At 67.4% G+C, this 18,536-nt stretch carries 23 protein-coding genes and 1 pseudogene; 8 read left to right on the top strand and 16 right to left on the bottom strand.

Going from position 1 to position 18,536, the window contains the following annotated elements; genetic code table 11:
• Positions 1–6: 6 nt before the first annotated feature.
• The 5 genes from ACI0FO_RS16155 to ACI0FO_RS16135 all read right to left on the bottom strand — a co-directional run bounded on the left by ACI0FO_RS16155 (position 7) and on the right by ACI0FO_RS16135 (position 4,533).
• A complete protein-coding gene (locus ACI0FO_RS16155) occupies positions 7–393 on the bottom strand; it encodes a VOC family protein (RefSeq protein ID WP_105556273.1) in 387 nt (128 codons plus the stop codon).
• Positions 394–447: 54 nt separating this feature from the next.
• Positions 448–1,455, bottom strand: coding sequence for a formylglycine-generating enzyme family protein (locus ACI0FO_RS16150; RefSeq protein WP_416028158.1), 1,008 nt, complete (start codon positions 1,453–1,455; stop codon positions 448–450).
• 105 nt (positions 1,456–1,560) lie between these two features.
• A complete protein-coding gene (gene alkB / locus ACI0FO_RS16145) occupies positions 1,561–2,220 on the bottom strand; it encodes a DNA oxidative demethylase AlkB (protein ID WP_416028156.1) in 660 nt (219 codons plus the stop codon).
• The gene (locus tag ACI0FO_RS16140; RefSeq protein WP_416028155.1) at positions 2,217–2,927 is read right to left on the bottom strand and encodes a 2OG-Fe(II) oxygenase; all 711 of its coding nucleotides are present in this window, start codon (positions 2,925–2,927) and stop codon (positions 2,217–2,219) included. Before ACI0FO_RS16140 ends, alkB begins: the two co-directional genes overlap by 4 nt.
• A gap of 85 nt (positions 2,928–3,012) precedes the next feature.
• Entirely contained in the window at positions 3,013–4,533 is a 1,521-nt protein-coding gene (locus ACI0FO_RS16135; protein WP_416028153.1) for a phospholipase D family protein, read from the bottom strand.
• A gap of 98 nt (positions 4,534–4,631) precedes the next feature.
• On the opposite strand from ACI0FO_RS16135, the gene ACI0FO_RS16130 reads away from it, so the two are divergent.
• Positions 4,632–5,201: a helix-turn-helix domain-containing protein gene (locus ACI0FO_RS16130; RefSeq protein WP_416028151.1), complete on the top strand. Its 570-nt coding sequence runs from the start codon at positions 4,632–4,634 to the stop codon at positions 5,199–5,201.
• 6 nt (positions 5,202–5,207) lie between these two features.
• Complete coding sequence (locus ACI0FO_RS16125) at positions 5,208–5,771, top strand: GNAT family N-acetyltransferase (protein ID WP_416028149.1); 564 nt, start codon at positions 5,208–5,210, stop codon at positions 5,769–5,771.
• A gap of 55 nt (positions 5,772–5,826) precedes the next feature.
• Here the strand turns inward: ACI0FO_RS16125 and ACI0FO_RS16120 are convergent, their stop codons facing one another.
• Positions 5,827–6,159: a hypothetical protein gene (locus ACI0FO_RS16120; protein WP_006222567.1), complete on the bottom strand. Its 333-nt coding sequence runs from the start codon at positions 6,157–6,159 to the stop codon at positions 5,827–5,829.
• 157 nt (positions 6,160–6,316) lie between these two features.
• Positions 6,317–7,213 carry an alpha/beta fold hydrolase gene (locus ACI0FO_RS16115; protein WP_416028147.1) on the bottom strand — a complete coding sequence of 299 codons (897 nt, stop codon included), beginning with the start codon at positions 7,211–7,213 and terminating at the stop codon, positions 6,317–6,319.
• Between the two features lie 111 nt (positions 7,214–7,324).
• Between ACI0FO_RS16115 and ACI0FO_RS16110 the strand changes: the two genes are divergently transcribed.
• From ACI0FO_RS16110 to ACI0FO_RS16100, 3 genes are all read left to right on the top strand, one after another.
• Positions 7,325–8,212 (top strand): LysR family transcriptional regulator, encoded by an 888-nt coding sequence (locus ACI0FO_RS16110; RefSeq protein ID WP_416028145.1) that lies wholly within the window; start codon positions 7,325–7,327, stop codon positions 8,210–8,212.
• A gap of 146 nt (positions 8,213–8,358) precedes the next feature.
• Positions 8,359–8,508, top strand: coding sequence for a hypothetical protein (locus ACI0FO_RS16105; protein ID WP_416028143.1), 150 nt, complete (start codon positions 8,359–8,361; stop codon positions 8,506–8,508).
• Positions 8,509–8,720: 212 nt separating this feature from the next.
• Positions 8,721–9,545 (top strand): SDR family oxidoreductase, encoded by an 825-nt coding sequence (locus tag ACI0FO_RS16100; RefSeq protein WP_416028141.1) that lies wholly within the window; start codon positions 8,721–8,723, stop codon positions 9,543–9,545.
• A 24-nt stretch (positions 9,546–9,569) separates the two neighbouring features.
• Here ACI0FO_RS16100 and ACI0FO_RS16095 read toward each other — a convergent pair whose 3' ends face one another.
• Positions 9,570–10,340, bottom strand: coding sequence for a sulfite exporter TauE/SafE family protein (locus ACI0FO_RS16095; RefSeq protein ID WP_416028139.1), 771 nt, complete (start codon positions 10,338–10,340; stop codon positions 9,570–9,572).
• Positions 10,337–10,753: a sel1 repeat family protein gene (locus tag ACI0FO_RS16090; RefSeq protein ID WP_416028137.1), complete on the bottom strand. Its 417-nt coding sequence runs from the start codon at positions 10,751–10,753 to the stop codon at positions 10,337–10,339. Before ACI0FO_RS16090 ends, ACI0FO_RS16095 begins: the two co-directional genes overlap by 4 nt.
• A 137-nt stretch (positions 10,754–10,890) precedes the next feature.
• Here ACI0FO_RS16090 and ACI0FO_RS16085 point away from each other — a divergent pair, with 137 nt between their 5' ends.
• Positions 10,891–11,856 (top strand): LysR substrate-binding domain-containing protein, encoded by a 966-nt coding sequence (locus tag ACI0FO_RS16085; RefSeq protein ID WP_416028136.1) that lies wholly within the window; start codon positions 10,891–10,893, stop codon positions 11,854–11,856.
• Here ACI0FO_RS16085 and ACI0FO_RS16080 read toward each other — a convergent pair.
• Complete coding sequence (locus tag ACI0FO_RS16080) at positions 11,777–13,180, bottom strand: MATE family efflux transporter (protein ID WP_416028134.1); 1,404 nt, start codon at positions 13,178–13,180, stop codon at positions 11,777–11,779. The two genes, ACI0FO_RS16085 and ACI0FO_RS16080, sit on opposite strands and share 80 nt — an antisense overlap.
• Before the next feature lie 131 nt (positions 13,181–13,311).
• Here ACI0FO_RS16080 and ACI0FO_RS16075 point away from each other — a divergent pair, with 131 nt between their 5' ends.
• Positions 13,312–13,788 carry a MarR family winged helix-turn-helix transcriptional regulator gene (locus tag ACI0FO_RS16075; protein ID WP_416028682.1) on the top strand — a complete coding sequence of 159 codons (477 nt, stop codon included), beginning with the start codon at positions 13,312–13,314 and terminating at the stop codon, positions 13,786–13,788.
• Here the strand turns inward: ACI0FO_RS16075 and ACI0FO_RS16070 are convergent.
• The 6 genes from ACI0FO_RS16070 to ACI0FO_RS16045 form a co-directional block, all read right to left on the bottom strand.
• Positions 13,785–14,690, bottom strand: a complete 906-nt coding sequence (locus tag ACI0FO_RS16070; protein ID WP_416028132.1) for a DMT family transporter — start codon at positions 14,688–14,690, stop codon at positions 13,785–13,787. The two genes, ACI0FO_RS16075 and ACI0FO_RS16070, sit on opposite strands and share 4 nt — an antisense overlap.
• A gap of 98 nt (positions 14,691–14,788) precedes the next feature.
• Complete coding sequence (locus ACI0FO_RS16065; RefSeq protein ID WP_416028130.1) at positions 14,789–15,592, bottom strand: AraC family transcriptional regulator; 804 nt, start codon at positions 15,590–15,592, stop codon at positions 14,789–14,791.
• 23 nt (positions 15,593–15,615) lie between these two features.
• Positions 15,616–15,954: an EF-hand domain-containing protein gene (locus tag ACI0FO_RS16060; protein ID WP_416028128.1), complete on the bottom strand. Its 339-nt coding sequence runs from the start codon at positions 15,952–15,954 to the stop codon at positions 15,616–15,618.
• A gap of 84 nt (positions 15,955–16,038) precedes the next feature.
• Entirely contained in the window at positions 16,039–16,533 is a 495-nt protein-coding gene (locus ACI0FO_RS16055) for a hypothetical protein (RefSeq protein ID WP_416028681.1), read from the bottom strand.
• Complete coding sequence (locus ACI0FO_RS16050; protein WP_416028126.1) at positions 16,533–17,081, bottom strand: hypothetical protein; 549 nt, start codon at positions 17,079–17,081, stop codon at positions 16,533–16,535. The genes ACI0FO_RS16055 and ACI0FO_RS16050 overlap by 1 nt, the downstream gene beginning before the upstream one ends.
• A gap of 184 nt (positions 17,082–17,265) precedes the next feature.
• Positions 17,266–18,234 carry a LysR substrate-binding domain-containing protein gene (locus tag ACI0FO_RS16045; protein ID WP_105556289.1) on the bottom strand — a complete coding sequence of 323 codons (969 nt, stop codon included), beginning with the start codon at positions 18,232–18,234 and terminating at the stop codon, positions 17,266–17,268.
• A 108-nt stretch (positions 18,235–18,342) separates the two neighbouring features.
• Between ACI0FO_RS16045 and ACI0FO_RS16040 the strand changes: the two are divergent.
• Positions 18,343–18,536, top strand: a pseudogene (locus ACI0FO_RS16040) (hypothetical protein); the annotation flags it as partial.

Genomic DNA, 18,536 nt, shown 5'->3' with positions numbered 1-18,536 from the left:
CAGGGTCTACTTCTTCACCTGAACCAGCACGAACTCGTTGCCGTACAGGTCGATGAAGTGGGCGTAGACGGTGGCGTCGTCATGGACTGGCTCTTTGGTGAAGCGCACGCCCCGGGCGGCGAACTGGCTATGGTCGCGCACCACGTCGTCGGTGTAGAACACGCCCACCGGCTGGCCGCCGGTCTGGTCGCCGACGCGGTCGCGCTGCGCCTGGGTCAGGGCTTGCAACAGCCAGACGCCCACGGCAGGCTGTGCCGGCAGGCGCAGGTGCACATACCGTTGCGGGCCCACGGGCATATCGACGAACACCTCCATGCCGAGCTTGTCTTGGTAGAAAGAAATGGCGGTGTCGTAGTCGTTCACGAGAAGGACGAGACGGCCCAGCGAATGCATGTCAGGACTCTCTTTGAGGTTAAGCGTGCGGCTATGCTAACCCGGCGCGGCGCGTTACCGGCTATCCGCCTCCAGAACCAGGCGCAGGCCCACCAGGGGATAGCGGGTTTCCTGGGTATTCCAATTGCGGTAGGACGACCGGGTATACAGCGCCCAGGTGTGCCAGGAGCCGCCGCGGCGAACCCGCACGTTGCCGCTGTCAGGGCCCTGCGGGTCGTCCGTGGGCGAATGGGTGTAGTAGTCCTCGCCATACCAGTCCGCCACCCATTCCCAGGCGTTGCCGTGCATGTCGTGCAGGCCGAAGGCATTAGGCGCGTAGCTGGCCACCGGCGCGGTGAAAGTGTGCCCGTCGTGGCGCGCGGACGCGAATGCCTGCCATGTCGGCCACAGCGGTTTGGCATCGGCGTCGAAACCATTGCCGGCCTCGGGCATGCCAGCCGGGTCGTCGCCGTTCTGGTAGCGTGTGCGCGTGCCAGCGCGGCAGGCGTACTCCCATTCCGCTTCCGTGGGCAGGCGGTAGACACGGCCTTCCTTCTGGGTCAGCCAGCGGGCCAGGGCCTGGGCATCGTTCCAGCTGATGTTCACCACGGGATGGTCGTCGGTTTGGGCAAACCCTGGGTTGCGCCAGGAGTAGCGGCGGTCGCGGCCTTCGAAGGCGTCCCCGCTTTCGGACCGTTCGGGGTCGTAGGCAGCGTTGTAGCCATAGCCGCCCGTGCCGTCGGCCTCGGATTCCGGCACGTAGCCGGAGGCTTCGATAAAACGCCGGAATTGGCCCACTGTGACTTCCGTGCGTTCCAGGTAGAACGGGCGGGTGATGCGCACGGTATGCACGGGCGCTTCGTCAAATAGTTGGGCGAATCGGTCCTTGGGATACTGCGGATAGTCGCGCGCCAGGGTCTCGGGCGCTTCGTCGCTGCCCATCTGAAAGGTGCCGGCGGGGACGGCCACGAAATCCATGCCCAGCGAATTCTGGATCAGGGCAGGCGGATCGGCGGCGGGGGCCGCCAGCAGCGGGGTCGACAGCAGTAAATTGGCAAACAACAGGCTGGAACGGATACGCATGGAGAGTCGCGGGCGCGGGGGCGCAGGGCCAAGGGTGCGACATAGTAGGGCCGCCGCGCACCGCCGACCAGACGCGGGGAACCCTCATGCGCCCGCGGCCCGCATTCAACCCGCCTTGCGCAGGGTGAAGTTGATCCGTTGGCTGCCCAGCTTGGGATGCGGCAGATCCTTCATCGGCAGCACGCCGTGATACCGCAGCCGGTCCACGCCGCCCCAGACCACCACGTCGCCGTGCAGCAAGGGCACGCGCAGGGCCTTGTCCGAGCGTTCCTCGCCGCCGAACAGGAAGACGGCAGGCATGCCAAGCGACACGGAGACAATGGGCGCGCTGTAGTCGCGTTCGTTCCTGTCCTGGTGCAGCGACAGCCTGGAGCCCGGCTTGTACCGGTTGACCAGGCAGGCGTCCGGCGCAAAATCGGGAAAGCCGGCATCGGCCGCCGCGGCCCGCGCCAGTTGCAAGAAGGCCGGGGGCAGGTCCGGCCAGGGCTGGCCGGACAGCGGGTCGATGCGCGCATAGCGGTAGCCGCGCGCGTCCGTCGTCCAGCCCCATTGTCCGCAATTGGTCAGCGCCACCGACATGGTGTAGCCGCCCGGCGTCTGCATGTGCCGGAAGGGCGATTGCGCGGTCACGGCGTCCACGCCCTGTAGCAACGCTTCGACGAACGGCAGCGCGAATCCGCGCAACACGAACGATTGGGGGCCGATCGCCTCGCGTCCGCTTTGCGCGGTGTCGTCGTCGCCAAACAGATCCCGCGTCATGGTCATTGCGCGTCGTGGAAGATCAGGCCCAGCGTGTGGCGCTGCCCGCTACGCAAGGCGCTGACCCCGTGCCGCATGGCGGTTCGGCGCCAACCTCGCGCGCCGGGTACCGGCCGCTGGTTCACGGTGAAAATCAGCGCGTCGCCCTGTTGCAGCGGCAGCACGTCCGCGCGCTGTTCGCGGCTGCCGGTTTCCGTCATCACGAATTCCCCGCCCGTGAAATCCACGCCTGGCCGCGACAGCAGCACGGCCACCTGCAAAGGGAACACGTGCTCGCCGTACAGGTCTTGATGCAGGCAGTTGTAGTCGCCCGGGCCGTATTCCAGGATCAGAGGGGTGGGGCGGCGCTGGCCGGCGTCGTGGCACCGCTGCAGGAAGGCGGCATGATCGGGGGGATACTGCACGGCGACACCCAGTTGCTGGTTCCACCGGTTCGCGATCGGCGCCAGCCGCGGATACAAGGCGGTGCGCAGATGTTGTAGCAGTGGTGGCAGCGGATACGAAAAGTACTTGTATTCGCCGCGGCCGAAGCCATGCCGCGCCATCACGATACGGCTGCGATAGCCCTCCGTTGCCGAATAGCCGGCCGCAAGCGACGCGCATTGCGCGGGCGTCAGCAGCCCCGGCGCGATGGCGTTGCCATGCGCATCCAGCGATTCGGCGATCCGGACCCAATCGAGGTCGGGCAAGGAGAGGGCGGGCAGGGCATCCATGACGTCGGGGCGGCCAGGCAGGAAATAGGGAAAAACCAGTCTACGCCTGCTCGCCGTCAGGCGAACTCCGCTTGTTGCGCGGCGCTCACAGCAGCGGCTCCAGCGGCAGCAGCGATACGAACCAGACGGAAAACCGCTTCCACGCCGTGGTGCCCGGTTCGGTGTCGTGGCGAAGGGTTTCCCCGTTGCGCTGTTCCAGCCAGTACAAACTGCCCTTGTCGTCCAGGCAGACGCGGTAGGCCACGTCGGGAAGGTCGTGCTTGAAGGCGTCGGCAATGCGGCGCGCCAGCGTCGGGCTGTCGATCACGAAACCCAGTTCCGTGTTCAACGTTGCCGAGCGGGGGTCGAAGTTGAACGACCCGACGAAGATGCGCTGGCCGTCCACCGCAAACGTCTTGGCGTGCAGGCTGGAACCCGAGCTGCCGAAGGGGCCCATGCTCTTGTTGCGTTCGACTCCGTCCGACATGCGCTTCATCTCGAACAATTCCACGCCGCTGGCCAGCAGGTCTTTGCGGCGCTTGGCGTAGCCGGAATGCACCACGGCGACATCGGTCGCTTCCAGGGCATTGGTCAGCACCCGCACCTTGACGCCGCTTTTGGCCAGCTTGGCGAAGGCCTCCGTGCCGGCCGCCGTGGGCACGAAATACGGCGACACCAGTTCCAGGTTGGTCGTCGGCGCGCCGATGATTTCATGCAGCTGGTGCGGCAGCATCGCTTCGGGCGGCGCGGTGCCCAGCGTCTTGCGCGGGTCGTCGCTGACCATGCGGGTGTCGGCCCATTCCAGGCTCAGGTCGCCTTGCAGCAGTTGCCGAATAAAGGGCAGTTGCCGCATTGCGTCGGCGTAGGCCGCGGCCTCGGCAGACCCTTCCACCTTGCCGGCCCGTTCCTCCAGCGCTTGCAGCGCGCTCGGGTCGGCCGTTTTCAGCAGCTGGTCCACGGGGTAGGCGGACTCGCTGGCCCAGTATCGGTCGAAATCCGTCGAGACGTCGTTGACCGCGGCGCCGATCGCCAGCACGTCCAGATCCGTGAATAGCACGCCATTGGCCGCGCCGAAGTACTCGTCGCCGATGTTGCGCCCGCCAATGATGGTGGCCTGGTTGTCCGCCGTGAAGGACTTATTGTGCATGCGCCGGTTCAAGCGTTTGAACTCTGTCACATATCCCAGCGGCTTCGGCCAGCGCAGCACAAAGGGGTTGTACAGGCGGACTTCGATGTTGGGGTGTCCGTCCATTGCGGCCAGCACGGTGTCAAGGCCTGCCGTGCCGTTGTCGTCCAGCAGCAGGCGCACGCGCACACCGCGATCGGCCGCCGCATGCAGGGCTTCCAGCAGCATCGTGCCCGTCATGTCGTCGTGCCAGATGTAGTACTGCACGTCCAGGCTGCGTTCGGCGGCGCGCGCCAGCATCATGCGGGCGGCGAACGCGTCATACGGATTGGAGAGCGGGTAGATGCCCGACTTGCCGGGGTGGGCCGCCGCCAGGGGAGCGATGCCGCGTCCCAGAGGGGTGGCGCCTGATTGTTCGGGCGTCAGCGTCCGGGATTCGCTGCGCTTGTCCAGCGGAGGCAGGCTGCACCCGCTTAAAAACGAAAGGCAGAGGGCGGTCATAAGTAGGGGTTTGGCCAAAAGCATGCCCGTATTGTGCCGAAAAAAGCGCGGGCCACTTGATCTTGTGGAATTTCCATATTTGGAATAAATTCCCGAATATGGAAAATACATCAATCGATGCCGATCTGGACCGACGCATCGCCCAGCGCTTGAAGGCGCTGCGGCAAGAGCGCGGCTGGTCCCTGGATGAATTGGCCGGCCTGGCCGGCGTCAGCCGCGCCACGCTGTCGCGGCTGGAAAACGCCGACGTCAGCCCCACCGCCAGCGTGCTGGGCAAGCTGTGCGCGGCCCATGGCCTTACGATGTCGCGGCTGATGATGATGGTGGAGGACGATTTCGTGCCGCTGGTCCCCGAACGCGAACAGGCCGTCTGGGTCGACGACAGCGCGGGCTTCCGGCGGCGTTCGGTGTCGCCGCCCGCGCAGCAGCTGGCAGGCGAAGTCCTGGCCTGTGAACTGATGGCCGGCGCGCGCATCGCCTACGACCATTCGCCGCGGCCGGGCCTAGAGCACCACTTGCTGATGCTTGAGGGCGAGCTGCACATCACTGTCGACGGCCAGACCCATGCCTTGGCGCCGGGCGATTGCCTGCGCTACCAACTGTTCGGCGCCAGCCTTTTCATCACACCGCCGCATCGCGGCGCCCGCTACCTGCTCTTCATCGTCTGAGCCGCCATGTCCCACGACCACGCTACCCTTGAATTGACCCTGCTGACGGCGGACGACGCCGCGGCCAATCTGCCCGCGCTGGGCGAACTGCTGCATGCCTGCGTGCAGGGCGGGGCCAGCGTCAGCTTCGTCCTGCCGTATTCGTCCGACGACGCGCAAGCCTTCTGGCGCACCAAGATCCTGCCGGCGCTGGCCGGCGGCAAACTCGCGTTGTGGGTGGCGCGGCAAGACGGCCGCATCGCCGGATCAGTGCAATTGGACAGCGACACGCCGCCCAACCAGCCGCATCGCGCCGAGGTGCGCAAGCTGCTGGTGCACCCCGATTTCCGCCGCCGCGGCATCGCCCGGCGCCTGATGCGCGAGGCGGAAGCCCACGCGGCCCGCATCGGCCGCAGCCTGATCACGCTGGACACGCGCAGCGGCGACAGCGCCGAGCCGCTATACGCCTCGTTGGGTTATGTAGCGGTCGGACGGATCCCGGATTTCAGCCGCGATCCGCATGACGCGGGCAAGCTGGATGCCACGACGATCATGTACAAACGGATCGGTACGCTGACGCCAGCGCAGTAATGCGGCAGCAAAAAGGCCACCCCCGGGGTGGCCATCGCGCTTAGTCAGAACCCGTTCAAGCCAGCGGCTTGATCCCCACGCTGTACGGAGGCGCGTTGCCGCGTGCGGCGGCCTTGATCTTCAGCATCGAGCCGCCGGGTGTGAATTCGAAGTCTTGAAGCGGCACTTCGAACCATTGGTGGAAGCTGGTGCGGGAAAACTCCGGCACCCAGACTTTGGCGCGGCGGGCATCGCAGTGGAACTCGACCAGCGTGCGGTCGATGCCCAGGGGGCGGGTATTGCCGATGCGGTAGCTGACGCGCAGTTCGGCGCTTTCGGTCGAGCCGGGGCGCCAGGTCAGGCCGATGGATTCCATGAATTGTTCAATCGCCTGAATGCCGCGATACATAGCTGACTCCGAATGCTGTCGGGCGCTGCGCGCCCACGAAAATCCGCCGCGTGCTGCGGCGGGAAACAGAAGGATTATCCGCCATTCCGGGGCGGGCTGCCCAGCCGCCGGCCCCGTCGGGGCCGGGCAGGGGCGACTGCGCGGACGACTGGCGGGCTCAGGCGTCCGTTTTGGCGCAGAACGCCAGGATGGCGTCGGCGACGGCTTGCGGCGCTTCGCGCTGCGGGAAATGGCCCACGCCATCCAGCACGCGGCGCGTGTAGCCGCCCTGGAAGAATGCCTCCTTGCCTTCCGAGGATGCGGGCTGGTTGCAGGTGTCGGCGCCGCCATGCAGCACCAGCGTCGGGACGGTCAACACCGGCGCGGGGGTCAGCAGCGCCGTGTCGGCCAAGTAGGCGGGGTCGCCTTCCGCGTAGCCCCAGCGATGGCGGTAGGAATGCAGCACCACGTCGGCCCAGTCGGGGTTGTCGAACGCTTGCGCCGCTTCGTCGAAGTCCTCGGGCGCGTGCCAGGCGCCAGGCGACCACGTGTCCCACATGAAGCGGGTGAATTCGCGGCGGTTGCCGCGTACCGCCTCGGCGCCGCGTGGCGTTGCCATGAACCAGTGATACCAGTAGTTGCGGGCCTGGGCCAGCGACAGCGTCTGGCTCGGATCATTGGTGCCGTAGCCAACCGACAGCAGCACCAGTTGCGCCGCGACGTCGGGCCGCAGACCGCAGGCGTTGGCCGCGGCGCGCGCGCCCCAGTCGTGGCCCACCAGCAGCGGTTGCCGTAAGTCCAGCGCGTCGATGACGTCCAGCAGGTCGCGCCCCAGGGCCGCAAGTTCGCCGCTGCGCGGCGTGGCGGCGTCCCGGAAACGGGTCGGGCCGAAGCCGCGCAGCGCGGGGCACAGCACGCGGTAGTTTTCCGCCGCAAGGCGTGCGGCCACGGTGTTCCAGCTTTCAGGGCTGTCGGGCCAGCCGTGCAACAGCACGGCGGTGCGGGATCCGGACGGATTCCATTCCAGGTAGGCGACATCCAGCAACGGGGTCTGGACGTTGGCGTAGGCGGGCATGGCGGTTCCTTCTTTCAGTGACGGAGCTGTCACGATAGTGGTCCGGTTTGTCATGATTCTTGATGAATAGGCGTCTATTATCAATAAATCATGAATATAAGGACGGCAGGCATGGATACCTTGAACGACTCCGCCGGCGCGGTGCTGGACCTGACGCTCTTGCGCACGTTTCTGGAGGTCGTGGACAGCGGCGGCTTTGCATTGGCCGCCGATGCCCTGTCCTTGACGCCGTCGGCCGTCAGCGGGCACATCAAGCGCCTGGAAGTGGTGGCGGGCGCCACGTTGCTGGACCGTACCACGCGCAGTTTTGAAGTGACGCCCGCGGGCGAGACGCTGTATGCCTACGCGCGCAATATCGTCGATCTGGAACGCGAGGCGCGCGCCCGGCTGAGCGGCACACGCCTGAAGGGACGCTTGCGCATCGGCTCGTCCGAGGATTTCGCGGGCGCGTGGCTGGCCGAGGTGCTGCACGCTTTTCACCGCGGACATCCAGAAGCCTCGATCGAATTGAAAGTCGGCGTCACCGCCGACCTGCTGCGCCAGCAGGCGCGGGGCAAGCTCGACGTAGTGTTCGGCAAGCAATGTTCGCGCGTGCAGGACGAAGGCGAACTGTTGTGGGAAGAAGATCTGGTATGGGCCTGGGGCGAAGATAAACCCTGGAATCCGGGGCGGCAGGTGCCGCTGGCCGTGTTCCCGGAGCCTTGCGTGTACCGCGAGGCGGCCATCGCGGCACTGGGACAGACCCGGCAAGGATGGGCGCCTGCTTTCGAAAGCGGCAGCATGGCCGGTTGCCTGGCCGCCGCGCTGGCGGGTTTCGCGGTGGCCCCCGTGGCGCGAAGCCAGCTGCGCGAGGGCTTGCGCGCGCTGTCGGCGGATGACGGCATGCCCGATCTTCCCATGACGCGGTTCTACGCCTATCTGCGCTCTGCCGAGCCCGCGGTGCGGGCCTTGGTGACGGCGGTCAGGCAGACGGGCCAGCGACGGCGGTTCGGGCGCTGATCCGCTAAAGGCATCGCCGGCGTTTATCGCGGCCATTGAGTAAAGCAAATGGACGGGGCGCGCCATGGCCCGCACCATGACGCTCATGTCCTTACCGAGGCCAGCGCACAGTCCGCCGGCCGGAACGCTTCACTCAAGGAATCATCATGGCGAATTTCATACTGGCATTGGTCAACGCTGAACTCTCGTTGTTCGGCGTGCAGGCGGCGGAAGAGCCGGTGACGGCGCCTGCCGCCGTCACGCAAGACACCGCGCCCGCGTTCGACCGCGAGCATTACCGTAGCGCGCTGGGCTGAGCGCGCGCGCCGCAACGCGGCGCCACAGCCATCAGCGGAGAAATAGGCAGGTTTCACGCAAGAACGAGCCTGTACGTCAGTCCGCGCGATTCTTAATATCCTTAACCAGGCTCAGGGCCGAAGCGTCAGGCATGAGTGCTTCGCCCGGCCTGGCCGCCACGGCATCTTGCCGGCGGCTGCAAGCATGCAGGCTAGCAAGGGATGGGAATCGCATGAATACCGAAAAAATCTGGTTGGTGACAGGCGCGTCGTCGGGCTTGGGCCTGGTACTGGTGAAGATGCTGCTGGAACGTGGGGTCAAGGTGGCGGCGACGGCCCGGGATGGCGATGCACTGCTGGAGGCCGTGGGGGCCAAGCTGGAAGGGCAGTTCCTGCCCTTGTCGGTGGACCTGGCCGACGAACGCAACGTGCGCCGCGCGGTGGCCGCCACCATCGCCGCGTTCGGTGCGGTGGACGTGGTGGTGAACCATGCCGGCGATGCCCTGCAAGGCGCGCTGGACAGCCTGTCCGACGACGCATTGCGCGGCACCTTCGACATTAATGTCTTTGGCATGTTGAATGTCATCCGCGCCGTGCTGCCGCGCATGCGCGCGCAACGTAGCGGGCATGTGTTCAACATCTCGTCGATCCTGGGCTTTGACGGCGGCCACGCGGAATGGGGCGCCTACAGCGCGGCCAAGTTCGCGGTCAGCGGGTTGACCGAAGCGTTGGCTGCCGAGGCATCGGCCTGGGGCGTGCGGGTGTCGCTGGTTTATCCGGGCGTTATGCGTCCGGCGTCGACGCCAGGTCGCGGCGAGGCGCCCGCCATGTCGGCGCGCGAGCCGTTGTGGCATGCCTCGGGCGGCGATCCGGCGAAGGCCGCGCAAGCGTTGATCAGCGCGGCGCAGGCGCAGTACGCGCCATTGCATCTATTCCTGGGCCGCGACGCGTTCGACCAGGCGCGTGGCAAGATCCAATCGGTGCAGCAGGAATTGGCGCGCTGGCGCGAGATGTCGGTGTCGATCGGCTTTATCGACGAACGGCGGCTGGCGGCTTGACTTTCCCGGGGGCGGGCGGGGCGCCTAGGCCGTCCAGCCTTGCACGACCTGGTACGCGCCCAGCAGCGCCAGGCTGATCATGAAGCACAGTTTGAATGTGCGCGCGGACAGCCGGTGGCGCAGCCATTGGCCCAGCGCCATGCCGATTAGCGCGGGCAGCAGCATCAGCACCGAAGCGCCGGCTGCGCTGGAACTGTAGCCGCCGTTCAGCCATAGCCCCGCCGCCAGTGCCACCGTCGACACCGTAAAGGAAATTCCCATGGCCTGGATCAGGCCGTCCCGGCCCAGGTTCAGCGCCTGTAGGTAAGGCACGGCAGGGATCACGAACACGCCCGTGGCTGCGGTGATGACGCCCGTGATTGCCCCGAACGCCGCGCCCAGTGCCTGTTCGTACCGGCGCGGCACGCCAAGCGGCGAGCCGAACAGGCCCCAGCCCGCGTAGGCGATCAGCGCCAATCCCAGGCACACGCTGGCCCAATGGCCGCTGGGCGCGCCCAGCCATAGCGCGCCGGCGACCGTGCCAACGCAGACGCCCGCCTGCATGGCGCCGATGCGGCGCAAGGTCGGCAAGAGCGTCGGCCAGGGTCGCGCCTGCCACAGGTTGGTAATCAGCGACGGCACGATCAGCAGCGCGGCGGCTTGTGCGGGTGCCATGACCAGGGCCAGCATCGCCATGGAAATGGTGGGCAGGCCCAACCCCACCACGCCCTTCACGACGCCGGCCAGGATGAACACCGCGACCGTCAATGCCAGCAACGTCGGCGGGCCGCCGGGAAGCAGATCCATCGGATTCATGAGCGTTCGCATTGGAAGGGTTGCGACGGCCTGGGCCGGCCGAACAACGCATAGGCCACGTCCCCCGCCTGCGCGCCGTCCTGGCGGGCGGCGCGCAGCAGCCATTGCCGCGCTTCACACACGTCCACAGGCATGGCCGTGCCGTAAAGCGCCGGGCCGCCAATCAGCGCCATGCCCAGCAGGCGTTGCGCCGGCGCATGGTCTTCGCGCGCCGCGGCGCGCAGCCAGGCCATCATGCCGGGCACGTCCCCTTCGGTCTGGGCTTCCAGCGCCAGCGCATACTTCTGTGCCGGCGTGGTGTATGCGGTAAGGCCCGGTTGGGCTATGGCGTCGCCTGAGGTGTGCAAGGCCAGCGCCAGCAGCGCGACGCCCGGCCATCGCAATGGGCGGCCGCATCGGTTGAGGGTCATCATGGTCACCTTATGGGTTCGGATCGACGGTTTGGTGGAACTCGCCCTTATTCTGCGCCGCCATGGCCTTGAACCCGTATCGGGAAATGGCATAGCTTGCCTATGGTCCAGCCTGAGGCCTCGCGTGCTACGCTGGCCGTATGCGATTCGACCTGACCGATCTGCGGCTCTTCCTGAACGTGCAGGAAGCCGGCTCCATCACCGCAGGCGCCAAACGTTCCCACATGACGCTGGCCTCTGCCAGCGAACGCATCCGCGGCATGGAGGACGCCCTGGGCGTGCCCTTGCTGCTGCGCGAGCACCGGGGCGTGGAGCCCACGCCGGCCGGCCGCACCCTGGCCCACCATGCGCGGGTGGTGCTGGCCCAGATGGACCGCATGCGCGGTGAACTGGACCATTATGGCCACGGGCTGAAAGGCCATGTGCGCGTGCTGTGCAACACCACGGCGCTAAGCGAATACCTGCCGCCCGTGCTGGGCGCTTTCCTGAAGGATCACCCGCGTGTGTCGGTGGACCTGGAAGAACGGCTTAGCCACGAGATCGCCGATGCGCTGCGTGCGGGCACGTGCGACATCGGCGTACTGGCCGATTCGGCCGATCTGAACGGTTTGCATACGCTGACGTTCCGCCATGATCCCTTGACGCTGGTCGTGCCGCGCGGGCATGCGTTGGCGGGCCGTCCGGCGGTCACGCTGGCCGAGGTGGCGGACGAGGAGTTCGTGGGCCTGGTTGAGGGCAGCGCGTTGCAGGAGCACATCGCGCATCATGCGCGGCGCGGTGGAAAAGTGCTGTCGTACCGCGTGCGCCTGCGTAGCTTTGACGCGGTATGCCGGATGGTGGGCCAAGGCGTGGGGATCGGTATCGTGCCGCGCGTGGCCGCCATGCGCTACGGCCGCGCCGCGGGCTTGCTGCGCGTGCCGCTGGCCGACGACTGGGCCGCGCGCGATCTGGTGCTGTGCGTGCGCGACGCGCTTCCGGCCTACGCCGCCGAGCTGGTCGCCTACGCGCTGCGCGATGCGCCCGCCGCTACGGGCGCGCCACGGGATGGGGATTGCGCAGGCGGCCCCGGCCGAACCACGAGCCGGAAGCGACGGCCGCCAGGATGATCAAGCCGTACAGGCACATCGCCACTGCGGCGACCAGGAAGAACACCGTCAGTGATCCAGTCAGGTGCAGCGCCACGCCGCCCGCGCCCACGGCGGTCAACAGGCGCAGGGAGCCTGCGATCAACGGCCACTTCAGCCGGCCTGCGCCTTGCGAAGCGAAGTACATCGAGAATCCCAGCGCGAAGAACCCGTAGACCGGGCCGACCGTGCGCAGATACGCCGAGCCGGCTTGCAGCATGTGGTCTTCGGCGCCGAACAGCCGTAACCACGCTTCAGGGAAGCACGCGGCCGCCAGCCCGATGGCTTCGGCCAGTACGAAGGCCATCGCGCCGCCCGTCAGCGCGATTCGCATCGCGCGTTCGGGCTGGCCCGCGCCGATGTTGGACGCCACCATGGCGACCATGGGCGCGCCCAATCCGAAGGCAATGGGAATCAGCAGATACTCCAGCCGCACGGCGATGCCGTAGCCCGCCACGGCCGCCGTGCCGGCATAGGCGCCGACCAGGGCTGCCGTCAGCGCCACCAGCGCGTTGGTCAGCAGGGGGTTCAATGTGGCCAGCGCGCCCACGCTGAGGATGCTGCGCATCAGGCTGGGGTGCAGCCGGCTGAGGACAAGCCGAGCGGGGTTGCGGCCGCTGGCGCAGTAGGCGCCCAGGATCAGCGCGCCCACGCCGTAGTAGATGACGAGGGCCCAGCCGCCGCCCGCCACGCCCAGCGCGGGGAAGGGGCCCCAGCCGAAAATCAGGCACGGCGACAGGGGAATCAGCAATAACGCGCCGCCGCAGATCACCGCGCCGGGCACCAGCATGTTGCCCGTGCCCCGAATGACACTGGCGAACGCGTTCATCAGCCACATCAGAACGATGCCGCCGAAGATGACGTTGGAGTAGGCCAGGGCAGCGTCCAGCGCTTCGCCTTCGGCCCCCAGCGCGCGATACAGCTGCGGCCCGAACGCCAGCAGCAGCACACAGAACACCAGCCCCAGCAACGCGTTCAGCACCACCGCGTGAAGCACCAACTGGTCGGCCTCTTGTTGGCGGCCGCCGCCCAGCGCGCGGGCCACGGCGGCGGAAATGCCGCCGCCCATCGCGCCCTGCGACATGTTCCCCATCAGAAACAGCACCGGCACCACCAGCGCCACGCCCGCCAATACGGACGTGCCCAGCCGGGCCAGGAACCAGGTCTCGATCAGGCCCGTGGCGGACTGCGCGGACATCATCAGGATATTGGGCCACGCCAGACGTGCCAGCGTGGGAGCGATGGGCGCTTCAAGCATGGCTTGCAAGCGCGCATTGGCGGGGCGTGGCGGGGGCGTCGCTGACATGGGGAAGGCCGAAAGGGGGTGCGGTAAAATTTACGTGCATATGCCAATACCTGTCAAGAATGAACTGGACGCGAGTCCGGCCCGGCAGTAGCGTAATGGCTTTGTCCTTTCCCGTTGCCGTCCCCGCCGCCATGTCCGCCGCCGATCCTTCCGTTCCCGCCATTGTTCCAGACCCTCTGGTTTGCAACGGCGCCGCCTTGCGTAAAGCGACCCGTCGCGTGTCGCAGCTGTATGACACGGTGTTGGCGCCTTGCGGCCTGAAAGTGTCGCAACACTCCATCCTGATCCACATCGCGCGCGCCGGCACGCCGTCGATGACGGACCTGGCGCGCGCCATGGTGTTGGACCGTTCCGCGCTGGCGCATAACTTGAAGCCGCTGGAACGGGACGGCTATGTGCGGACCGCGCGCGACGAACGCGACGGCCGCAGCCGCCGCGTGGCGTTGACGGATGCCGGCCGCGCCAAGCTGGCGGAATCCAAGCGTTTGTGGAAAGACGCGCAGAACCGGTTCGAAGCCGCCTATGGCGCAGAGCGCGCGGCGGCCTTGCGCCATGCGCTGGCCGACATCTTTTCCGACGATTTCGCGCTGGCGTTCAGCCGGGGTTAGCCGCCCGCCGGGCTGCCCGCGGACCGCCTGCGGCCCGGCCAAGCCAACAGCGCCACCGCGCCAAGCACGCAGGCCATCCCGGCGATCTGGGCGGCCGCCAAGGGTTCCCCCAGCACGCCCGCCGCCAGCGCGACTGCTGATGCCGGCGCCAGCGCAGTGAAGAGTGCCGCTTCGGAACCTTGTACGCGCGCGGCGCCGGCGTACCACAGCAAGAAGCCGCCCACCGTGGGCACCACGGCGTAGTACGCCACGGCCATGACCGCGTCGCCGGACACGTCTAGCTGCCAGGGCGATTCCGTCACGCTCGCCAGTGCCGAAAACGCCAGCCCGAAACCCGTCATGACGGTGGAGAGCGCAAGCGGGGGAACCGGTATGCGCAGCCGTTTGTTCAGCAGGATGAACAGGCCTTCGCACAGCACCGCGCCCAGGATCAGCGCGTTGCCGATCCATGATGGGGCGCCGCCCGGGGACGCGGCATGACGCGTCATCAGCCAGACGCCGAAGCCGGCGGCGGCGATCGCTGCCAGCATGGTTTTGCCCGGGCGTTCACCCAGCAGCACGATGGCGATCGCGGCGGTGACAAGCGGCAGTGTTCCCAGAATGACGCCGCCGTCCACGGCCGACGTGCGCTGCAGCCCGGCGATCAGCAGCGTGGTGTAGCCGACGCTACCGGCGATGGCCTGCGCCGCCAGCAATAGCCAGTCGCGCCGGCCCAGGCGTGGCATCCGGGCGCCGGTGGCGGCCATCAGCACGGCAAAGCAGGGCAGCGCGATGGCAAACCGCAGCGCCGTCGCGGTGAAGGGCGGCAGCCCCGTCCCGATGATCTTGCTGGCCACGACCGTGCTGCCGACCAGCACCATCGCTGCCGCCAGGCAGCAGTACCCTTGCATCCTTCCATTCATGTCCGTCTACGCCGCAAAGTCAGAAAGCCGCAGCGTAGGACGCCGGCAAGGCGCCGGTCTTGAATGAAATTGCAGGGAGGAAGACGCGGCGCAAGCGATCAGCGCGCGGCCTGCGCATAGCGCCGTGGAGAGACGCCGTAAGTGCGCACGAATAGGCGGGTCATGTGGCTTTGGTCGGCAAAGCCGCCCGCCGCCGCGGCGTCCGCAAGTGCCGTGCCTTCGCGGATCAGGCGGCGCGCCAGCAGCAGCCGGCGCTGCATCTGGTAGGCATGGGGCGTCAGGCCGGTGGCGCCAGCAAAGGCGCGCAGCACCTGGTAGCGGCTCAGGCCACTGGCGGCGGCCAGATCGGCCAGCGATATCGTGGCAGCGGGGTCGTCGTCGATCAGGGCGCGGGCGTGGCGTATCGCGTCGGGCACGCCGCGGCTGGCTTCCGGCGCCGCGTAAGGGCTGTGCGCCGCTGCCACGATACGCAACAGCAGGGCGTCGCATGCCAGCCCGGCTTCCGCGCCATCCGTCACGTGCGCGTAAAGCGCCAGCACATCGCGCGCCAGCGCCGGGTGGTCGCGGGCAGGGTGTTCGAATTCGTAGCGGCGTCCGTCAGCGAGCAGCTCCGCTGCGCTTTGCGCAACCACGGCCGGGTCCAGATACAGCATCTGCCAGGCGCGCGTGCCGTCGCCGACGGGCGCGCCGTCGTGGACCTCGCCGGGATTGACCGTGATGACGTGGCCGGGACCGGCCTGCACCCGGCCGCGCCCGCTATGCGACACCTGGGCGCCTGCGCGGATCACGCCAATGCCGAATTGATCGTGCGTGTGGCGCGAAAAGGCGTGGCCGGTGCAGGCAGCCACGGCCTGCACGCCGGCAAGCGCGCTGCGCCGCATGATGAACTGGCCGGGTTGCATGTGCGCAGAGCTGGCGAAGGGGCTTAGCCCTTGTATTCCTTCATGACCTGCTGCAGGAATTCGGCGCGGCTGATCTTGCCGTCCTTGTTGGCGTCCATGGCCGCGAATTGTTCAGCGGACAGGTTATTCGGCAATTCGCTCTTGCTGAGATGGCCGTCTTTGTTGGCGTCCAGCTTGGCGAAAGATTCTTCCATGAAGGCCTGGTATTCGCTTCGGCTGACCGCGCCGTTCTTGTCGGTGTCCAGGCGCTGCATTTGTGCCGGCGACAGCTGGACGCTGCCGTCGGAAGAGGGGGCGGCCCAGCCAGGCGCCGCGATAGCCAGCGCGGCGGCTGCCGCGCTCAAGGTAACGAACTTCTTCATGGTTTTCCTTCCCTTGCCGGCCGAAGCCGTGATGCTTGCAGCGTAGCCGAAATCACTTCAACGCGCTGCAACGGGATGCCGATTCTATTGCAGTCCGTTCCAGCGCGCCACGGACGGTTCCGCCGCTGCCCACTTCCACTGGCCGTCAGGCTGCCGGCAAATCATGCTGATATAGGCCGGCGCGGGCGCGTCGTCCTGTTCCACCGTGAACAGCACTTCGCGGCAGCGCGCCAGGGGGGTATCAATGTTGCGCACCACCTGGATGCCGCCGCGTTCATTGCCGACGGGCAGTGCATGGCGGATCTGCCATTGGCGCACCTGGCCGATAGGCAGTTCGCCCGCCGCGTTGGCCATCACGTTCTGCTGATCGTTCTTCCACTCGCGCAGCACGTATTTCACGGTGGCGTCGACGGCGGCCTGTACGCTGACGCCGATGGCGTAGCCGGCAACGGGGTTTGCGGTGGCCGCCCCGCTGACGGTGCCCACCACGGCGCCAGCCGCGCCGCCGATGGAGCTGCTTTGGCAGCCGCTCAGTCCGACGGCGGCCGCCAGCGTCGCCAGCAGGCATGCGCGGCGCATCACTGCAACGATCCCCAGCGCGCCGTGGCCGGTTCGGCGTTCGCCCAGCGCCACTGCGCGCCGTCGCGGCAGACCGTCGTGACGAAGAACTCGCGCGACGGTTCGTCGGCTGCCTTGTCGGCGGGCGTGTCGATCGAGAAGACCACTTCCTTGCATTCCAGGCCCACGCCGCCAAACGCCCGGCTGACCGCGACCTGGCCGCGCGCATCGCTTTCGATGGGAAGCTGGTGCTTCACGCTCCAGGGCGCGACGGCGCCCACGCCCAGTGGCCCGGCGGCGGCGGCAATGGCGTCTTGTTCTTCGCCTCGGGTCTTGCGCTGGGCGTAGGCCAGCGCGGCTTTGGCGCCCGCCTGCACACCCAAGCCGATGCCGGTGGCGACGGTCGCGTTGTCGGTGACTTGGTTGGCGATGGCGGTGCCGGCGATACCCGCCGCGGCGCCGGTGCCTTCGCTTAGCAGCGAGCTGCAGCCGGACAGCGTGGTCAGCACGGCAAGGGCGATCAAGGCAAGCGCGCGGCGGTTCGGGGGATGTGGCGAATGAGTGAACAAGCGGCTTGCCCTCCTGCGTGATACGTGGCGCCGCAAGTATAGGAGGGCAGGCGCCGGCGCGGGCGCGGCCTTTACATTTCTTGGCATTCCGTCCACGCGATGGGAGGGGCCAAGGCAGGCCTGAGAACAAGCATGGGGCGGCGACGGGTAGGCCAACGAGCGGGCCAACGAGCGGGCCCAGGTGCTACGCGCCCAGCCGTGCCCCCTTGGTATAGACCTCGCGCAAGGCCGATGCGAACAACGCGTCCACATTGCGCCGCAGGCCATCCGCCCGTGTGAACAGCGAGATCGGGGGCAGGGTCCAGTCGAAGGAATAGGGCACGATGGCGGCGCCCGCGATGCGCACCAGCTCATCGGCGATGTCGGCGGGCAGGATGGACACGGCGCGGTCGCTGGCCACGATCATTTCTCCGATCAGTTTGGACGAATCGCTTTGCACCGACGGCGGCGGCGGCGGCAGGCCGGCGCGCAGGAAGATGTCGGCCACCTGTTCCCGGATGGGGCTGCCCGGCGTGCCGAGGATCCAGTCCAGGTCGGCCAGCCGGTTCCATTCCAGCCGCGACCGGCCCAGTCGCGCGGCCAGGCGCCGGCTGGCGATCAGCCGGGGCTGCTGGTGATACAGCACTTCAAAATCGATATTGCTCAGGTCCACCGACGGCGTCGCCCAACCCACCACGATGTCCAGGGTGTGGTCACGCAGCTGGCGCAGCAGCGCCGGCCCCTGGCCTTCGTGAATGGTGGCGGTAATGCGGCGGCCTTGCGGCAATGTGCGGCTGATGGCGGCCGACAGCATCTGGCCCGACACGAAGGGGATGACGCCGATGTGCAGGTGCGCGGCATGGCCGGCTGCCACGGCCTCCATTTCCTGCACCAGATGGCCCAGGTCATGGACCAGGCCCCGGGCGCGCGCCAGCACCACGGCGCCCAGCGCGGTAGGCGTCATGCCCCGCACCGATCGGTCAAAGAGCGGCACGTCGAACATGCTTTCCAGTTCGGCCAGGGCGTTGGTCACCGCCGGCTGGCTGGTCGCCATGTGCTCGGCCACCCGGGTCAGCGACCCGTGCTGCTCGATTTGCAGCAGCAGCATCAGGTGGCGCATCTTCAGGCGCGAGGTCAGTTTCCGGATGACGGCATCCGGATCAAAGGCTGTCATAGACGAGCCATAAGGAATGGGTAATGGGACAATATTAAATCCGAATGATCGTCTTATGTCTTGGGGCCTAGAATTTTTGCATATTCAAGACAGCGAGGCTACCGCCCCATGAACAACCCTTCCGACCGCCAGGCAGCACTGGACTATCACGAGTTTCCCACCCCGGGAAAGATCTCTGTGGTGGCCTCCAAGCCGCTCGTCAACCAGCGCGACCTGGCCCTGGCATACTCGCCCGGCGTGGCGGCGGCCTGTGAGGAGATCGTGGCCGACCCGGCCAATGTCTTCCGATATACGGCGCGCGG

This window comes from Achromobacter marplatensis, assembly GCF_049060505.1.
Classification (GTDB): domain Bacteria; phylum Pseudomonadota; class Gammaproteobacteria; order Burkholderiales; family Burkholderiaceae_B; genus Achromobacter; species Achromobacter marplatensis_A.
This window is presented reverse-complemented; position numbering and strand designations above follow the sequence as displayed.

Bases quoted from the DNA above. Each gene is read 5' to 3' on its own strand.
- ACI0FO_RS16155 (WP_105556273.1), bottom strand. From the start codon at position 393: ATGCATTCGCTGGGCCGTCTCGTCCTTCTCGTGAACGACTACGACACC.
- ACI0FO_RS16150 (WP_416028158.1), bottom strand. From the start codon at position 1,455: ATGCGTATCCGTTCCAGCCTGTTGTTTGCCAATTTACTGCTGTCGACC.
- alkB (WP_416028156.1), bottom strand. From the start codon at position 2,220: ATGACCATGACGCGGGATCTGTTTGGCGACGACGACACCGCGCAAAGC.
- ACI0FO_RS16140 (WP_416028155.1), bottom strand. From the start codon at position 2,927: ATGGATGCCCTGCCCGCCCTCTCCTTGCCCGACCTCGATTGGGTCCGG.
- ACI0FO_RS16135 (WP_416028153.1), bottom strand. From the start codon at position 4,533: ATGACCGCCCTCTGCCTTTCGTTTTTAAGCGGGTGCAGCCTGCCTCCG.
- ACI0FO_RS16130 (WP_416028151.1), top strand. From the start codon at position 4,632: ATGGAAAATACATCAATCGATGCCGATCTGGACCGACGCATCGCCCAG.
- ACI0FO_RS16125 (WP_416028149.1), top strand. From the start codon at position 5,208: ATGTCCCACGACCACGCTACCCTTGAATTGACCCTGCTGACGGCGGAC.
- ACI0FO_RS16120 (WP_006222567.1), bottom strand. From the start codon at position 6,159: ATGTATCGCGGCATTCAGGCGATTGAACAATTCATGGAATCCATCGGC.
- ACI0FO_RS16115 (WP_416028147.1), bottom strand. From the start codon at position 7,213: ATGCCCGCCTACGCCAACGTCCAGACCCCGTTGCTGGATGTCGCCTAC.
- ACI0FO_RS16110 (WP_416028145.1), top strand. From the start codon at position 7,325: ATGGATACCTTGAACGACTCCGCCGGCGCGGTGCTGGACCTGACGCTC.
- ACI0FO_RS16105 (WP_416028143.1), top strand. From the start codon at position 8,359: ATGGCGAATTTCATACTGGCATTGGTCAACGCTGAACTCTCGTTGTTC.
- ACI0FO_RS16100 (WP_416028141.1), top strand. From the start codon at position 8,721: ATGAATACCGAAAAAATCTGGTTGGTGACAGGCGCGTCGTCGGGCTTG.
- ACI0FO_RS16095 (WP_416028139.1), bottom strand. From the start codon at position 10,340: ATGAATCCGATGGATCTGCTTCCCGGCGGCCCGCCGACGTTGCTGGCA.
- ACI0FO_RS16090 (WP_416028137.1), bottom strand. From the start codon at position 10,753: ATGATGACCCTCAACCGATGCGGCCGCCCATTGCGATGGCCGGGCGTC.
- ACI0FO_RS16085 (WP_416028136.1), top strand. From the start codon at position 10,891: ATGCGATTCGACCTGACCGATCTGCGGCTCTTCCTGAACGTGCAGGAA.
- ACI0FO_RS16080 (WP_416028134.1), bottom strand. From the start codon at position 13,180: ATGTCAGCGACGCCCCCGCCACGCCCCGCCAATGCGCGCTTGCAAGCC.
- ACI0FO_RS16075 (WP_416028682.1), top strand. From the start codon at position 13,312: ATGTCCGCCGCCGATCCTTCCGTTCCCGCCATTGTTCCAGACCCTCTG.
- ACI0FO_RS16070 (WP_416028132.1), bottom strand. From the start codon at position 14,690: ATGAATGGAAGGATGCAAGGGTACTGCTGCCTGGCGGCAGCGATGGTG.
- ACI0FO_RS16065 (WP_416028130.1), bottom strand. From the start codon at position 15,592: ATGCAACCCGGCCAGTTCATCATGCGGCGCAGCGCGCTTGCCGGCGTG.
- ACI0FO_RS16060 (WP_416028128.1), bottom strand. From the start codon at position 15,954: ATGAAGAAGTTCGTTACCTTGAGCGCGGCAGCCGCCGCGCTGGCTATC.
- ACI0FO_RS16055 (WP_416028681.1), bottom strand. From the start codon at position 16,533: ATGCGCCGCGCATGCCTGCTGGCGACGCTGGCGGCCGCCGTCGGACTG.
- ACI0FO_RS16045 (WP_105556289.1), bottom strand. From the start codon at position 18,234: ATGACAGCCTTTGATCCGGATGCCGTCATCCGGAAACTGACCTCGCGC.